Genomic DNA, 15,254 nt, shown 5'->3' on the forward strand with positions numbered 1-15,254 from the left:
TTTATTCTTCTAATCTAATATCTAATCCCAGACCTTTCAGTTCGTGCATCAACACGTTGAAAGATTCAGGTAGTCCCGGCTCCGGCATAGGCTCCCCTTTTACGATAGACTCGTAAGTTTTAGCCCTACCAATAACATCATCAGACTTTACTGTCAAGATCTCACGCAAGGTAGCAGAAGCACCATATGCTTCCAGTGCCCAAACCTCCATCTCTCCAAAACGCTGACCACCAAATTGTGCTTTACCACCAAGTGGCTGCTGAGTAATCAATGAGTATGGACCGATAGAACGTGCGTGCATTTTGTCATCAATCATATGCCCTAGTTTAAGCATATAAATAACACCAACGGTTGCAGCCTGGTCAAACCTGTCTCCCGTTCCACCATCATAAAGATAAGTGTGCCCGAAACGAGGAATTCCTGCGCTGTCTGTCAATTCATTGATCTGGTCTATAGTTGCACCGTCGAAAATTGGAGTAGCATATTTCTTCCCTAATTTTTGTCCGGCCCATCCAAGAACAGTTTCATAAATCTGACCAATGTTCATACGTGAAGGTACCCCAAGTGGGTTCAACACGATATCAACAGGAGTACCATCTTCAAGGAACGGCATATCTTCCTGTCGCACAATACGTGCCACAATACCTTTGTTCCCGTGACGTCCTGCCATTTTATCCCCTACTTTCAGTTTACGCTTTTTAGCGATGTAGATCTTAGCCAACTTGATAATTCCAGATGGCAATTCATCTCCTACCGAAATAGTAAATTTCTCTCTTCTTAGGTTACCCTGAAGATCATTCTCCTTAATCTTATAGTTGTGCAGAAGGTCAGCAACCAAAGCATTCAGATGATCATCTGTAGTCCATGTACCCTGCGTTAAATGCGCATAGTCATCTACCGCGTTTAACATCTTCTGAGTATATTTCTTACCTTTTGGAAGAACTTCTTCTCCTAAATCATTCTGAACACCCTGAGCGGTTTTACCACCAATGATGGCGAACAACTTATCAACCAGTTCAGATTTCAGTAAAGCGAATTTCGCTTCATATTTCTTCTCAAGAGCTGCAACATCTTCTTTATCCTGAGCTCTCTTACGCTTATCCTTTATAGCACGGGCAAATAACTTTTTGTTAATTACCACACCACTTAATGAAGGAGAAGCTTTTAGAGAAGCATCTTTCACATCTCCGGCTTTATCACCAAAAATCGCTCTAAGAAGTTTTTCTTCAGGAGTTGGATCACTTTCCCCTTTCGGAGTAATTTTTCCGATCAAGATATCACCAGGCTTCACCTCTGCCCCAACGCGGATCATTCCATTCTCGTCAAGATCTTTGGTAGCTTCTTCTGAAACGTTTGGAATATCATTGGTCAATTCTTCATTACCCAATTTGGTATCCCTAACTTCCAGTGAATATTCATCAATGTGGATAGAGGTGAAAATATCATCTCTAACTACTTTTTCAGAAATTACGATCGCATCCTCAAAGTTATATCCTTTCCATGGCATGAAGGCAACCTTCATGTTTCTACCTAAAGCAAGTTCACCTGCTTCGGTCGCATAACCCTGACAAAGCACCTGTCCTTTAGTTACCCTGTCACCTACTCTAACGATTGGCTTAAGGTTGATAGAAGTCCCCTGGTTTGTTTTTCTGAACTTTACAAGGTTGTAATCTTTAGAATCAGAATCAAAACTTACCATTCGCTCTTCCTCTGTTCTGTCGTACTTAATGGTGATCTGGTTTGCATCAACATATTCTACAGTTCCTTCTCCTTCAGCATTGATCAATACACGAGAATCTGTAGCAACCTGTCTTTCCAGTCCGGTACCAACAATTGGAGAATCAACTCTCAATAGTGGAACGGCCTGGCGCATCATGTTTGATCCCATCAAAGCCCTGTTCGCATCATCATGCTCCAGGAACGGAATCAATGAAGCTGAAATAGAAGCAATCTGGTTTGGTGCAACATCCATGTGGTGAACCTGTGAAGGCTCAACAACAGGGAAATCCCCCTCTTCTCTTGCAATTACTTTATCTGCCTTGATCGTACCATCATCATCCATAGCGATGTTCGCCTGGGCGATCATCTTATCCTCTTCTTCTTCGGCACTTAAATATCTAGGCTCATCATTGATGTTCACTTTTCCATTGATCACTTCACGGTAAGGAGTTTCAATGAATCCCATTCCGTTTACTTTTGCATATACCGCAAGTGAAGAAATAAGACCAATGTTTGGACCTTCCGGAGTTTCAATAGGACACAACCTTCCGTAGTGTGTGTAGTGAACATCACGAACCTCAAATCCTGCACGCTCACGGGAAAGACCACCTGGCCCAAGAGCAGATAACCTACGCTTGTGCGTAATTTCTGCAAGAGGGTTTGTCTGGTCCATGAACTGAGACAACTGGTTGGTACCAAAGAAAGAGTTAATCACAGAAGAAAGTGTCTTCGCGTTGATCAAATCTATTGGGGTAAACACCTCATTGTCACGAACGTTCATACGCTCACGAATAGTACGTGCCATACGAGCCAGTCCAACACCAAATTGCTGAGACAATTGCTCACCTACTGTTCTAACACGACGGTTAGACAAGTGATCAATATCATCGATCTCTGCTTTTGAGTTGATCAACTCGATCAAATACTTTACAATGGTGATGATATCTTCCTTGGTAAGCACCTGCTTATCCATTGCGATATCAAGACCTAATTTTTTGTTCATTCTGTAACGACCCACTTCACCTAAGTTGTACCGTTGATCTGAGAAGAACAATTTGTCAATAATACCACGCGCCGTTTCTTCATCGGGCGGTTCAGCATTACGTAATTGACGGTATATATGTTCAACCGCTTCCTTTTCGGAGTTGGTTGGATCTTTTTGTAATGTATTGTGGATAATCGCATAGTCACCTGTTTGATTATCCTCTTTATGTAATAGAATGGTCTTTGAACCAGTTTCTACTATTTCTTCAATATGTTCTTTTTCAAGAACCGTGTCACGGTCAAGAACGATCTCGTTACGTTCAATCGAAACTACCTCTCCAGTATCCTCATCTACGAAATCTTCATACCAGGTGTTCAATACACGGGCGGCCAGTCTACGGCCAAGAATCTTCTTAAGACCAGTTTTGGAAACTTTTACCTCTTCTGCAAGGTCAAAGATCTCCAGAATATCTTTGTCACGCTCAAATCCAATAGCACGGAAAAGAGTGGTAACAGGTAATTTTTTCTTTCTGTCGATATACGCGTACATTACGCTGTTGATATCGGTAGCAAATTCAATCCATGATCCTTTGAAAGGAATTACACGGGCTGAATAAAGTTTAGTTCCGTTGGCATGGAAAGACTGTCCAAAAAACACCCCCGGGGAACGGTGTAACTGAGAAACAACTACGCGTTCTGCACCATTAATACAAAAAGTCCCACTTGGGGTCATGTAAGGAATGGTTCCTAAATAAACGTCCTGCACGATGGTTTCAAAATCTTCATGCTCCGGGTCTGTACAATAAAGCTTTAACCGGGCCTTAAGCGGTACACTATAAGTCAAACCTCTTTCAATACATTCCTGTATGGAATATCTTGGCGGGTCCACAAAATAGTCTAAGAATTCTAGTACGAATTGATTACGGGTGTCCGTAATTGGAAAGTTCTCCATGAAGGTATTGTATAGCCCTTCATTTCCTCTTTCTTCTGATTTCGTTTCTAACTGGAAGAAATCCTGAAACGACTTAATTTGGATATCCAAAAAGTCCGGGTAATCAGGTCTGTTTCTAACAGAAGAGAAATTCAATCTTTCAGTTTGCGTTGCTAACATCAATGGACGGAATTATGTTATTAAAAAAATGGGTGCGAAATAAACCGTAAATGTTTATATACGCAAAAGGGTTTAGACCTCAGAGAACCTAATCTCCGGGTCTAAACCTATATAAGTTTGTTGGTTTCGCTTACTTAAGCTCAACCTCAGCTCCTGCTTCTTCTAACTGTGCTTTTAGTGCTTCAGCTTCGTCTTTTGCAACTCCTTCTTTAACAGCTTTTGGAGCGTTGTCTACCAATTCTTTAGCATCTTTCAAGCCAAGACCGGTAAGTTCTTTTACTAATTTCACTACGGCTAGTTTAGATCCACCCGGAGCTTTAAGAATTACGTCGAATTCAGTTTGCTCTTCAGCAGCATCCTCACCACCAGCGGCAGCACCACCAGCAACAGCTACAGCTGCAGCAGCAGGCTCGATACCGTATTCTTCTTTCAAAATATCAGCTAATTCATTAACTTCTTTTACTGTCAAGTTAACTAATTGTTCTGCGAAATCTTTTAAATCTGCCATTTTCTATCGTTTTTAAAATGTTCTTTAATTTATAATTGTTAAAAAGTGCGTACTTGGTTTATCCTTCTTTTTCAGAAAGAGTTTTAAGAATTCCAGCAATCTTACCGCCACCAGATTTAAGCGCAGAAACAACGTTCTTCGCAGGTGATTGTAACAATCCAATGATATCCCCAATAACTTCTTCTTTAGATTTGATGTTAACCAGGGTATCCAGGTAATCATCTCCAACATAGATCGCTTCTTCAACAAAAGCTCCCTTTAGAAGTGGTTTATCAGATTTTTTTCTGAATTCTTTTATTACTTTAGCCGGTGCATTTCCAGTGTCAGAAAACATGATGGAAGTATTTCCTTTCAATGTAGAAGGAAGCTCTCCAAAATTCTTATCAGAACTTTCCATGGCCTTGGCCAGTAAAGTATTTTTAACTACCGCAAGCTTTACGTTTGCTTTAAAACATGCACGACGTAAATTTGAAGTATTTCCGGCGTTTAAACCTGAAATATCTGCTAAATAAATAGTGTTATTTTCAGCTAACTGGGCAGTTAAATCTTCAATTACTCTTGATTTTTCTTCTCTTGTCATAATCTAATATTATTATTGCTCAGTGAACCTTTTAGTATCTATCTCTACGCTAGGACTCATGGTACTTGACATATAGATACTCTTAATATATATACCTTTAGCAGCCTGAGGTTTTAACTTAACCAGGGTAGTTAATAATTCTCTGGCGTTTCCTGCAATTTTCTCGGAATCAAAAGATGCCTTTCCTATCCCTGCATGAACAATACCAGTTTTGTCAACTTTGAAATCTATTTTACCAGCTTTAACATCTGAAACCGCTTTTGCAACATCCATAGTTACAGTTCCGGTTTTAGGGTTTGGCATTAAACCTCTTGGTCCTAAAATACGTCCCAATGGTCCAAGTTTTCCCATAACGCTAGGCATGGTAATGATCACATCAACATCTGTCCAACCTCCTTTGATCTTATCAAGGTACTCATCTAAACCAACGAAATCTGCACCGGCTTCTTTAGCTTCTGCCTCCTTATCTGGAGTTACAAGAGCCAAAACTTTTACGTCCTTACCTGTACCGTGTGGTAAAGTAACTACGCCCCGTACCATTTGATTAGCCTTGCGTGGATCTACGTTCAAACGAACTGCTAGATCTACAGAGGCATCAAAATTTACATTGGTAATTTCTTTTATTAAAGCTGAAGCTTCTGCAACCGAATAAGTCTTACCTTTTTCAACTTTAGATTCTGCTTCCTTTTGCTTTTTAGTCAATTTTGCCATTTTTAATTTCTTTTTGGATTAAAAAGGTGCTTGCCCTTTTACAGTAATTCCCATAGATCTTGCTGTTCCAGCCACCATTTTCATTGCAGACTCAACAGTAAATGCATTTAGATCCTGCATTTTATCTTCAGCAATAGCTCTTACCTGATCCCAAGAAACACTAGCAATTTTTTTACGGTTAGGTTCACCTGACCCTTTTTTCGCTTTTGCAGCTTCCAAAATCTGAACAGCTGCAGGTGGAGTCTTGATCACAAAATCAAAAGACTTGTCTTTGTAAACAGTAATAGCAACCGGTAAAACTTTACCTTGCTTATCCTGGGTTCTGGCATTAAATTGCTTACAGAACTCCATAATGTTTACTCCGGCAGCACCTAAAGCTGGTCCAACTGGTGGTGAAGGGTTAGCAGCACCTCCGCGAACTTGTAACTTAACAACCTTACTTACTTCTTTTGCCATTTTTCTAATTTTTGAATGATAGTTTTGTTAGTGGAAGCTTACTTAAAACTATCGAAAATATGTGTGTAACAGTTATTATACTTTTTCAACCTGCATATAGCTGAGTTCAAGAGGTGTCTTTCTTCCAAAGATTTTCACCATAACCTCCAGCTTACGCTTCTCTTCATTTATCTTTTCAACGGTTCCATTGAATCCATTGAAAGGCCCGTCTATCACTTTGATTGTTTCACCAATGGTAAAAGGAATAGCAACATTATCGGACTTAACCGATAATTCATCCACTTTTCCTAACATACGGTTTACCTCAGATCTTCTAAGAGGCACAGGATCTCCTCCTTTTGTCTCTCCTAAAAACCCGATTACTCCGTTAATAGATTTAATAATATGGGTAACTTCCCCACCAATATTGGCAAGAATCATCACATATCCGGGGAAATAAACGCGTTCTTTGTTTACCTTCTTTCCGTTACGGATCTGAATGACTTTTTCAGTAGGAACCAGGACCTGATCTATAAAATCTTCAAGTCCTTCATGAGCGATCTCCCGCTCTATATATTCTTTAACCTTATTTTCCTGTCCGCTAACGGCACGAACCACATACCATTTTTTATCTTTCACCTCTGCCATTGCAATATTTTTTTAAGATTTAATCCACTCGAAATATTGCTCAATAACACCACTAAAAACAGTATCAACCCCCCAAATAGCGAGGGAAAAAATAATTGAGAAAACAGCAACTATGATTGTTAGTCTCTGCGCTTCAGGCCAGGTTGGCCATGTAACGTGATTCTTCAATTCGCTATATGACTCCGATACGTAATTTGCAAATCCTGCCATCTTGTTATATTTTGAAAAACAGCTCCTTAAAGGCAATTTTCCGATTAAAGCGTCTTTCGTTATTGCACGGGTTGAGAGACTCGAACTCCCGACACCTGGTTTTGGAGACCAGTGCTCTACCAACTGAGCTAAACCCGTAAATATAAGTCAAGGTGCTCTGTGAGGAACACCTTAACTTAAATATTTTTAATCCTTATTAGTCAAGAATTTCAGTTACCTGACCAGCTCCAACTGTTCTACCACCCTCACGGATAGCGAAACGAAGACCTACGTTCATCGCGATAGGTTGGATAAGATCTACAGTAATTGTAAGGTTATCACCTGGCATTACCATCTCAACTCCTTCAGGAAGGTTAATTGTTCCAGTCACGTCAGTTGTACGAACGTAGAACTGTGGACGGTAGTTGTTATGGAATGGAGTGTGACGTCCACCTTCCTCTTTCTTAAGGATATAAACCTCAGCTTTAAATTTAGCGTGTGGAGTTACAGATCCTGGCTTAGTAATTACCATACCTCTTGAGATTTGAGTCTTCTCAATACCTCTTAGAAGGATACCAACGTTATCACCAGCTTCACCTCTATCAAGGATCTTACGGAACATCTCAACTCCTGTAATAGTAGAAGTAAGTTTTCCAGCTCCCATACCAATGATCTCTACAGGATCTCCAGTGTTAGCAACACCAGTCTCGATACGACCAGTAGCAACAGTACCACGTCCAGTAATAGAGAATACATCTTCAATAGGCATCAAGAAAGGCTTATCAACATCACGCTGTGGCAATTCGATCCATGTATCAACAGCTTCCATCAAAGCCAATACAGTATCTACCCATTTTTGCTCACCGTTAAGTGCACCAAGAGCAGAACCTGAAATTACAGGACCGTTATCACCATCATATTCGTAAAAAGAAAGTAAATCTCTTACTTCCATTTCAACTAATTCTAGTAATTCTTCATCATCAACCATATCCACTTTATTCAAGAATACAACGATTCTTGGGATACCAACCTGACGACCTAAAAGGATGTGTTCACGAGTTTGTGGCATCGGACCATCAGTAGCTGCAACCACAAGGATAGCACCGTCCATTTGAGCAGCACCAGTTACCATGTTCTTAACATAATCGGCGTGACCTGGACAGTCAACGTGTGCATAGTGACGCTTCTCTGTAGAATACTCTACGTGTGAAGAGTTAATGGTTATACCTCTTTCTTTTTCTTCCGGAGCATTATCAATTTGATCAAAAGATCTAGCTTCTGAATAACCGGCATCAGCCATTACCTTAGTAATTGCTGCTGTTAAAGTTGTTTTTCCGTGATCTACGTGTCCAATAGTACCTATGTTAAGGTGCGGTTTGGAACGATCATAAGTTTCCTTTGCCATAATTAATACTTATTTAATCTTAGTTATATATTAGTGTTCAATTTTATACAAAACTAGAGCCAACGACGAGAATTGAACTCGTGACCTCTTCCTTACCAAGGAAACGCTCTACCCCTGAGCTACGTCGGCAAAAAAGTTTTCTCCTAAAAAGCCAGGCTTTCCGGAGAGGTGCGCAGAGAAGCAATTCCACTGCATTTTCAAAAATGAATATCACATCCAGGACATGATATTTAAATTAGAATATTCGTTAAAAAATAACGATATTTGAATCGAGCAAAATATTTACTCTAAAAAGCCGTTTCAAAATAGCTCTTCAGGCTAGGCTACTCGCCTTGCTTTCAACTCAGAAAAAAAACAATTTTCATTAATTTCCTTTAGAAAGCTTTGAGCGGGAGACCGGGTTCGAACCGGCGACATTCAGCTTGGAAGGCTGACGCTCTACCAACTGAGCTACTCCCGCAATTTCAAATCCCAAGCCTCAAGCACCAAATTTCAATCTGGTTGTTGAACTTTGTTATTTGGAATTTAATTTGTGGGGAGAGCAGGATTCGAACCTGCGAAGTTAAAAACAGCAGATTTACAGTCTGCCCTCGTTGGCCGCTTGAGTATCTCCCCGTTGGTATTCCAGTATTTCATAGAACCGCAGTCGCTTTAAACGACTCTGCTTTATGATGATTTTAACGGCTGCAAATTAACTGAATTTTACAGCACCATCCAAAGCATTTTTAGATTATTTTGAATTAATTTTTCTTTTATTTAATAATCAGGTTTTTACACCCGGGAAAAATTAATTCTTTCAATATTTCAGAGCCGATGGAGGGACTCGAACCCACGACCTGCTGATTACAAATCAGCTGCTCTAGCCAGCTGAGCTACATCGGCCTATAACCTACTTTTTTTCACAAAAAAAGTCCGCTTTTTCAAACGGACTGCAAATGTATAAATTAATTTTAGTTTCCAAAACTTTTTCTTCAGAAAAATCAGGCAACATTAGCATTAAATTTTTTCTTCCTTTTTCTGAGTTGGCGCTGCAATGAACTAACACATTCATCCACACCTACTTCGAATCTCGTTGACTTCTTTTTGCAAATGACTCCTTCACCAGGAATACTTAATAAAATTTCTGAAATTTTGTTCTCCTTGTTATTTGTATTCTCAACTTTCAGGTATACATTGGCATGAATGACGTTATCAAAATGACTTTCCAGTTTATCTAGTTTTTCCTGAATGAAATTAACCAGTTTTTGATCTGCATTGAAGTTGACGGATTGAAAATTGATTTTCATAATGCTTGAAGTTTAATTAAACAATTATTCCAGAGTCATTACTTTTTGTTCCGGGGATGTGCGTTTTTATAAACCTTACTCAATTCCGCCATACTACTATGTGTATAAACTTGTGTAGCAGCAAGACTGGAATGTCCTAAAAGTTCTTTCACCGCATTTAAATCGGCTCCCTGGTTCAACAAGTGAGTAGCAAAAGAATGTCGCAGTATGTGCGGACTCTTCTTTACCTTACTCGAGACTCCCCTAAAATAATTATTAATTAATCTATAAACAAGGCTTTCGTTCATTTTAACGCCCCTCGAAGTCAAAAATAAATACCCCTGTGAAAGTGCATTTTCAATTGATTTTCTTGCTTCCCGGTAAGTTTTAAAAGTTTCTACTACAGAGGCCAGCAAAGGAACGTACCGCTCCTTATTTCTCTTTCCCTTTACCTTGAGAACGCCACCTTCCAGATCTATGTTCTGTAGCTTAATTTCGATCAATTCACTACGCCTGATTCCTGTGGAATAGAACATTTCTATGATCAACCTGTCCCGCAATCCTTCAAAGGAATTAGAGTCAAAGTTCTGAAGCACGTTTTCCACTTCTTTTTCAGAAAAAGGCACCTGGATCTTTTTGGATGTTTTTAAAGCCGAATGCTTTGCTAGCGGAGAAACCTCCAGCTGCTTTGTTTTTTGTAAAAATCTAAAGTAAGCTTTTAGCGAAGAAACCTTTCGGTTAATTGTCCTGTTGGAAAGACCTTTCTCCACCAGCAATACAATCCAGTTCCGGATTTGAGGATAATTTACATCCCCGATCCCTTCCTGTTCATATTCCGAAGAAATGAAGTTAGAAAATTCGGTGAGATCTGCCCTATAAGCTGTGACCGTGTGAGCCGAGCATTTTTTCTCTAACTGAAGATATTCAAAAAAGTGGTTTAAGGGCATAAAAAAACTGTTAGCAAACAAAGTTATTAAACTTTAGCTTACCAACAGTTAATATAGTGTATACCTAAGATGTAGTGCTTAGGAATTGATACTAGATCTCTTCCTGATCTCTTAAGTGCTGAATGTACTGCGCTTTTTGGACTTGAGCTCTACGTTCTACTGACGGTTTTGTGAATGCCTGACGTGCTCTTAACTGACGCATAGTTCCTGTGCGATCAAATTTACGTTTAAAACGCTTCAGCGCTCTATCAATATTCTCTCCGTCTTTAACTGGTATAATTAACATAGTGTCACCTCCTTTCTTTAGAAATTATTAAGGCTGCAAAGATAACTCAATATTGCAAACTCACAATTATATTTAAATTAATTTGAAAAAAATTTATGCCTGGGAAAAAAGATTGATTTCCTGAAAAGAATTGAGAGCTGGAATTTAAAATCCAAAACGATTTCTTCTATAAATTTCCTGGCTTCATTCCCAATTAACCATTCACCATTAACTGAAAATTATTTCGCCGCCGGTTTATATTCTTTTTTATCAATAACCATTTTAGCGATCACTTCACGTAAGATTTCTGAAGTTCCGCCGCCAATAGGCCCAAGCCTGCTGTCTCTGGACATTCTTGCCAAAGGATAATCTTCCATATAACCATACCCTCCAAGGAACTGCAGGCATTGATAAATTACATTATCTGCAATTTTTGTAGAAAGCAGCTTAGACATACTTGCTTCTTTCACCACATACTCACCTTTTCCAAGACGATCGGCTACCGAATAATTGAATTCTTTGCACATCTCCACTTCGCTGGCCATATCTGCTATAGAATGTCGCAGCGCCTGAAATTTATCGATTGTCTTTCCGAAAGCAACTCTTTCAGACATGTAGTTCAGCGTATAATCCAGTGCAAATTCGGCTCGTGCATGGCCATTGATCCCCATGATAAGCCTTTCGAAAGCAAAATGCTGCATGATATATGGAAACCCCTTTCCTTCCTCACCCATTAAATTCTTGGCAGGAATCTCCACATTATCAAAAGCAATTTCTGCAGTATCTGATGCTCTCCATCCCAATTTATCAAGTTTGGTTGCAGAAATCCCGGGGGTTTCTCTGTCCATGATAAAAATGCTCATTCCTTTATTATGAGCCTTCGGATTTGTCTTTGCGGCTACCACCAGATAGTCTGAATAGACTCCGTTGGTAATAAAGGTTTTGGATCCGTTAATCACATATTTATCTCCTTTTTTAACCGCCGTGGTTTTCATACCTGCCACATCACTTCCCCCAAAAGGTTCCGAAATACATAAACAGCCTATTTTATCTCCTTCAACACTTGGAGTAAGGTAATTTTTCTTGATTTCCTCATCTCCTTCTGCATTGACATGCGTCATGGCGAGGTAGGAATGAGCCCACATTGCCGCAGCAAAACCGCCGGAATTTATTTTCTGAAGCTCCTCCAGAAAGATCACTGTATAAAAGATGTCCAGTCCTAAACCTCCATATTGTTCAGGATACTTTAATCCAAAATATCCCATTTCGCCGAACTTCTTCCAGATGAATCTTTCTATCGTACCGGTTTTCTCCCACTTTTCAATATGCGGAACTACTTCCTTCTGCAAAAATTCCTGAAAACTTTTTCTAAAAAGCTCGTGTTCTTCTGTAAAATACCTGCTATTCATAAATTATATCTGTTTTTTCCCTTTCTAAACCGGATGTTCGCATATAGGATTCACAACAAATGATCCATAAACTCCGATTTATTGCTCAATGCTCAAATATAATTTAATTCTTTGTATTTTGTCCCGCGGAAAACCCTTTATATCTGTCAGATCCTCAAAAGAACTTATTTTCCCATTCTTGTCTCTGTAGCTCATCACCTTCCACGCTAATTCAAGATTTAAATTAGGCATTTCAGAAAGCGAAATAAGAAAGATTCAATTGAGATCCTGCTTTTTCACTACAGGTTCCCGCACAGTGAACTGCCGGGAAATCCTTTCCACTACTTCGGGAGACAAACCATACAGATCTTTTAGCTGAATCTCTTGATTAAATCCACCAAGACTTTCCCTGTAATTGACAATTCTTTGCGAAAGCACGATTCCCACTCCGTTCATCTTCCGAAGATCTTCGGGTGTAACCTGATTAATATCCAATTTTTCAAAGGGAAGAGAGTTCTTTCCATTGGTAGATGCCCGTTCCTGTGAGCGCGTCGCCCACTCCAGCAATGTAAATAACGGAGTCATTTGCTTCAGTATAGAATCGGATACCCCTGTTACCTTTTGAAAATCTTCAGCCGTATTCACTCATTTATCCAGAGCTCTTTAGGAATGCAACCGGCCGATTTCCCCAACAGACATTCCCAGGGAATAGCCTTTGTAATCTGTAATATAATGAGGATTGAAAGGAAATACTTCAGTAGAATCCCTGAAGGAATTTTGCTTTTTAACCGAATCTATTTGTTTTTGAAATTCAGTTATCTTTTTCTCCTGTTCTGGAGAAACAGTGGCTCCCGAAGAAAATTCGTTAAAGAAAAAATTCACCTGAAGAACAATGATTATGAGCACCTAAAGAAAAATCCCATTTCGCTGACTTCTATTGAAAACGAAATGGGATTTTAAGCCTCTCATTATTTATTAAAGATTAAGAAGCTTTTCTAACCTCTTTTTTCTTACCCGGCTTTTGAAAAAGCTCACCTGCTTTAAGCCTTCGAAGATACTCCTTTAGGTCTGTCTTCACTTCACCAGACATTAAATAAAGCCCGATGATGTTAGGGAAAGACATCGCCAGGATCATCATATCTGAGAAGTCAAGTACTGCTCCAAGACTCACTGATGCTCCTATTACTACGAAAACAAGGAATAAAAATTTGTATACATATTCAATTTTCTTACTCTTCCCGAACAGGTAAGTCCAGGCTCTCATGCCGTAATAAGACCAGGAGATCATGGTAGAAAAAGCAAATAAGAAAACTGCTGTTGCAAGCACATAAGGGAACCAGGAAATCACACTACCAAAGGCACTGGAAGTCAATTCTACTCCTCCAACTCCTTCTACTTCATGCATTCCAGTAAAGATCAACACAAGCGCCGTCAAGGTACACACTACCACGGTATCAATAAATGGTTCCAATAATGCCACAAAACCTTCAGAAGGAGGATTATTAGTTTTCGCAGCACTGTGAGCGATCGCAGCAGAACCAACCCCGGCTTCATTCGAGAAAGCAGCTCTCTGGAAACCTACAATCAGCACCCCTATAACCCCTCCTTTTAAAGCACTGGGACTAAAGGCACCATCCCAAATGGCAGCAAAAGCAGGACCTATATTTCCAATATTGACACCAATCACGACCAAAGCACCTACGATATAAACCGCTGCCATTACCGGAACTATTTTTCCGGTTACTTTGGCAATACTACTAATACCTCCAATAATAACGATTCCTACCAAAACTGCTACTACCAGTCCAAAATAGAATCCATTTCCAACAAGCGCAGGAAATTCTCCAGCAAGAATAACAAAAGACTGGTTGGCCTGGAACATATTTCCACCACCAAAAGAAGCCCCTATAGCAAGAATAGCGAATAGTCCCGCTAATATTTTACCTAAAAATCCTTTATTTCTTTTCTCAAGACCATACCTTAAATAGTTCATAGGACCACCAAATACACGACCTTCACTATTAATGAATCTGTATTTTACACCTAATGTACATTCCACGAATTTTGATGACATCCCTAATAAACCAGCGATGATCATCCACATAGTGGCTCCTGCCCCACCAAGAGATATAGCCACTGCCACACCTGCAATATTTCCCAATCCTACAGTTCCTGAAACTGCAGTCGCCAGGGCCTGAAAGTGGGTTACCTGTCCCGGTGCATCGGGATCATCATATTTACCACGGGCAAGATCCAGGGAATGTTTGAATCCTCTAATATTGATGAACCCAAGTTTTATGGTAAAAAACAATGCTCCAAATAAAAGCCAGACCACAATAAAAGGAATATTCTTCTGCTGAGGATCTCCATTGGGATGGGTCAAAGGCACCGGCTCATCATATTCAATAGCCGCAAGATACTGTGCTCCCTGCTCAATAACATGCTCTTTATTTTCAGAATTATAAATTACGCCACCTTCCTTTACAAGGTACTTTACTTCCCCCCCTGCGTTAGCATAGGCATTGATTTGTTCACCATCTTTAGAGACCACTGCAATCAAATCTCCTTCTTCAACCTGGGTGCCTTCAGCAACCATCCATTCCTGAAGTGTATATTTTGCATCTTCTGTAGCAGACCATCCCGGCGCGGGAACTCTGCGCAAGTCGGCATAAACAATAGGATCATAAACGCCTATGGCAGAAAAAGGGTCCCAGAACAATACTGCGCCCATACTTTCTACTATGGGTGCGAAGGTTCCATTAAAATGTTCTGTAATGGCTTCAGCCTTTACTTTGTATTCCTGCTCGATTTCATTCCCTGCAGCATCGGTTACAGTTACCGAATAGGGTACTCCTTCAATAAGGTTCTCGGTTCTCGGAGAGTCTAATGGGGTTTCCTGATTGGACCATTTGTATTGATATGGAGGAGTTCCTCCTGTAACATTTAATTCAACATATCCATCATTAATAATCTTGGAAGGGTTTACTACGTCTGCATTTACCTGCAACTCCTGTGCATAAAGTGAAACAATAGAAATAGTAAATAAAAATGAAAGTAAGTACTTTCTCATAAGTTTAGATTAATTGTTTTTGTAAGGAT

At 39.8% G+C, this 15,254-nt stretch carries 16 protein-coding genes and 5 tRNA genes; all 21 read right to left on the minus strand.

Annotated elements, in window-relative coordinates; genetic code table 11:
* Nucleotide 1 precedes the first annotated feature (1 nt).
* The 21 genes from rpoB to IE056_RS11100 all read right to left on the minus strand — a co-directional run bounded on the left by rpoB (nt 2) and on the right by IE056_RS11100 (nt 15,225).
* The gene (rpoB, locus tag IE056_RS11000; RefSeq protein ID WP_189604769.1) at nt 2-3,814 is read right to left on the minus strand and encodes a DNA-directed RNA polymerase subunit beta; all 3,813 of its coding nucleotides are present in this window, start codon (nt 3,812-3,814) and stop codon (nt 2-4) included.
* A 130-nt stretch (nt 3,815-3,944) separates the two neighbouring features.
* Nucleotides 3,945-4,322 carry a 50S ribosomal protein L7/L12 gene (rplL, locus tag IE056_RS11005; protein WP_189604770.1) on the minus strand — a complete coding sequence of 126 codons (378 nt, stop codon included), beginning with the start codon at nt 4,320-4,322 and terminating at the stop codon, nt 3,945-3,947.
* A 58-nt stretch (nt 4,323-4,380) separates the two neighbouring features.
* On the minus strand, nt 4,381-4,902 hold the full coding sequence (rplJ, locus tag IE056_RS11010; RefSeq protein ID WP_189604771.1) for a 50S ribosomal protein L10: 522 nt from the start codon (nt 4,900-4,902) through the stop codon (nt 4,381-4,383).
* A gap of 12 nt (nt 4,903-4,914) precedes the next feature.
* Nucleotides 4,915-5,613 (minus strand): 50S ribosomal protein L1, encoded by a 699-nt coding sequence (gene rplA, locus IE056_RS11015; RefSeq protein WP_189604772.1) that lies wholly within the window; start codon nt 5,611-5,613, stop codon nt 4,915-4,917.
* Between the two features lie 18 nt (nt 5,614-5,631).
* Nucleotides 5,632-6,069: a 50S ribosomal protein L11 gene (gene rplK, locus IE056_RS11020; RefSeq protein WP_189604773.1), complete on the minus strand. Its 438-nt coding sequence runs from the start codon at nt 6,067-6,069 to the stop codon at nt 5,632-5,634.
* 75 nt (nt 6,070-6,144) lie between these two features.
* Nucleotides 6,145-6,696 carry a transcription termination/antitermination protein NusG gene (gene nusG / locus IE056_RS11025; RefSeq protein ID WP_189604774.1) on the minus strand — a complete coding sequence of 184 codons (552 nt, stop codon included), beginning with the start codon at nt 6,694-6,696 and terminating at the stop codon, nt 6,145-6,147.
* A gap of 12 nt (nt 6,697-6,708) precedes the next feature.
* Complete coding sequence (gene secE, locus IE056_RS18785; RefSeq protein WP_189604775.1) at nt 6,709-6,906, minus strand: preprotein translocase subunit SecE; 198 nt, start codon at nt 6,904-6,906, stop codon at nt 6,709-6,711.
* A 65-nt stretch (nt 6,907-6,971) separates the two neighbouring features.
* Nucleotides 6,972-7,044, minus strand: a tRNA-Trp gene (locus IE056_RS11035).
* 58 nt (nt 7,045-7,102) lie between these two features.
* Nucleotides 7,103-8,290, minus strand: coding sequence for an elongation factor Tu (gene tuf, locus IE056_RS11040; RefSeq protein ID WP_189604776.1), 1,188 nt, complete (start codon nt 8,288-8,290; stop codon nt 7,103-7,105).
* Nucleotides 8,291-8,347: 57 nt separating this feature from the next.
* A tRNA-Thr gene (locus IE056_RS11045) sits at nt 8,348-8,419 on the minus strand.
* A 258-nt stretch (nt 8,420-8,677) separates the two neighbouring features.
* Nucleotides 8,678-8,750, minus strand: a tRNA-Gly gene (locus IE056_RS11050).
* A gap of 73 nt (nt 8,751-8,823) precedes the next feature.
* Nucleotides 8,824-8,905, minus strand: a tRNA-Tyr gene (locus IE056_RS11055).
* A gap of 193 nt (nt 8,906-9,098) precedes the next feature.
* Nucleotides 9,099-9,172, minus strand: a tRNA-Thr gene (locus tag IE056_RS11060).
* A gap of 98 nt (nt 9,173-9,270) precedes the next feature.
* The gene (hpf, locus tag IE056_RS11065; RefSeq protein WP_189604777.1) at nt 9,271-9,576 is read right to left on the minus strand and encodes a ribosome hibernation-promoting factor, HPF/YfiA family; all 306 of its coding nucleotides are present in this window, start codon (nt 9,574-9,576) and stop codon (nt 9,271-9,273) included.
* 38 nt (nt 9,577-9,614) lie between these two features.
* Nucleotides 9,615-10,502 (minus strand): tyrosine-type recombinase/integrase, encoded by an 888-nt coding sequence (locus tag IE056_RS11070; RefSeq protein WP_189604778.1) that lies wholly within the window; start codon nt 10,500-10,502, stop codon nt 9,615-9,617.
* Nucleotides 10,503-10,593: 91 nt separating this feature from the next.
* Nucleotides 10,594-10,788 carry a 30S ribosomal protein S21 gene (rpsU, locus tag IE056_RS11075; RefSeq protein WP_189604779.1) on the minus strand — a complete coding sequence of 65 codons (195 nt, stop codon included), beginning with the start codon at nt 10,786-10,788 and terminating at the stop codon, nt 10,594-10,596.
* A gap of 218 nt (nt 10,789-11,006) precedes the next feature.
* Complete coding sequence (locus IE056_RS11080) at nt 11,007-12,176, minus strand: acyl-CoA dehydrogenase family protein (RefSeq protein WP_189604780.1); 1,170 nt, start codon at nt 12,174-12,176, stop codon at nt 11,007-11,009.
* A gap of 78 nt (nt 12,177-12,254) precedes the next feature.
* Nucleotides 12,255-12,407, minus strand: coding sequence for a helix-hairpin-helix domain-containing protein (locus IE056_RS18790; protein ID WP_189604781.1), 153 nt, complete (start codon nt 12,405-12,407; stop codon nt 12,255-12,257).
* 24 nt (nt 12,408-12,431) lie between these two features.
* A complete protein-coding gene (locus tag IE056_RS11090) occupies nt 12,432-12,800 on the minus strand; it encodes a ComEA family DNA-binding protein (protein WP_189604782.1) in 369 nt (122 codons plus the stop codon).
* 18 nt (nt 12,801-12,818) lie between these two features.
* Nucleotides 12,819-13,061: a hypothetical protein gene (locus IE056_RS11095; protein WP_189604783.1), complete on the minus strand. Its 243-nt coding sequence runs from the start codon at nt 13,059-13,061 to the stop codon at nt 12,819-12,821.
* Between the two features lie 76 nt (nt 13,062-13,137).
* Nucleotides 13,138-15,225: an amino acid carrier protein gene (locus IE056_RS11100; RefSeq protein WP_189604784.1), complete on the minus strand. Its 2,088-nt coding sequence runs from the start codon at nt 15,223-15,225 to the stop codon at nt 13,138-13,140.
* Nucleotides 15,226-15,254: the final 29 nt, after the last annotated feature.

Source organism: Salinimicrobium marinum, assembly GCF_014651535.1.
GTDB lineage: Bacteria > Bacteroidota > Bacteroidia > Flavobacteriales > Flavobacteriaceae > Salinimicrobium > Salinimicrobium marinum.

Bases quoted from the DNA above. Each gene is read 5' to 3' on its own strand.
- IE056_RS11070 (WP_189604778.1), bottom strand. From the start codon at position 10,502: ATGCCCTTAAACCACTTTTTTGAATATCTTCAGTTAGAGAAAAAATGC.
- rplA (WP_189604772.1), bottom strand. From the start codon at position 5,613: ATGGCAAAATTGACTAAAAAGCAAAAGGAAGCAGAATCTAAAGTTGAA.
- IE056_RS11100 (WP_189604784.1), bottom strand. From the start codon at position 15,225: ATGAGAAAGTACTTACTTTCATTTTTATTTACTATTTCTATTGTTTCA.
- rpoB (WP_189604769.1), bottom strand. From the start codon at position 3,814: ATGTTAGCAACGCAAACTGAAAGATTGAATTTCTCTTCTGTTAGAAAC.
- rplK (WP_189604773.1), bottom strand. From the start codon at position 6,069: ATGGCAAAAGAAGTAAGTAAGGTTGTTAAGTTACAAGTTCGCGGAGGT.
- rplL (WP_189604770.1), bottom strand. From the start codon at position 4,322: ATGGCAGATTTAAAAGATTTCGCAGAACAATTAGTTAACTTGACAGTA.
- secE (WP_189604775.1), bottom strand. From the start codon at position 6,906: ATGGCAGGATTTGCAAATTACGTATCGGAGTCATATAGCGAATTGAAG.
- rpsU (WP_189604779.1), bottom strand. From the start codon at position 10,788: ATGTTAATTATACCAGTTAAAGACGGAGAGAATATTGATAGAGCGCTG.
- rplJ (WP_189604771.1), bottom strand. From the start codon at position 4,902: ATGACAAGAGAAGAAAAATCAAGAGTAATTGAAGATTTAACTGCCCAG.
- nusG (WP_189604774.1), bottom strand. From the start codon at position 6,696: ATGGCAGAGGTGAAAGATAAAAAATGGTATGTGGTTCGTGCCGTTAGC.
- hpf (WP_189604777.1), bottom strand. From the start codon at position 9,576: ATGAAAATCAATTTTCAATCCGTCAACTTCAATGCAGATCAAAAACTG.
- IE056_RS11080 (WP_189604780.1), bottom strand. From the start codon at position 12,176: ATGAATAGCAGGTATTTTACAGAAGAACACGAGCTTTTTAGAAAAAGT.
- tuf (WP_189604776.1), bottom strand. From the start codon at position 8,290: ATGGCAAAGGAAACTTATGATCGTTCCAAACCGCACCTTAACATAGGT.
- IE056_RS18790 (WP_189604781.1), bottom strand. From the start codon at position 12,407: ATGCCTAATTTAAATCTTGAATTAGCGTGGAAGGTGATGAGCTACAGA.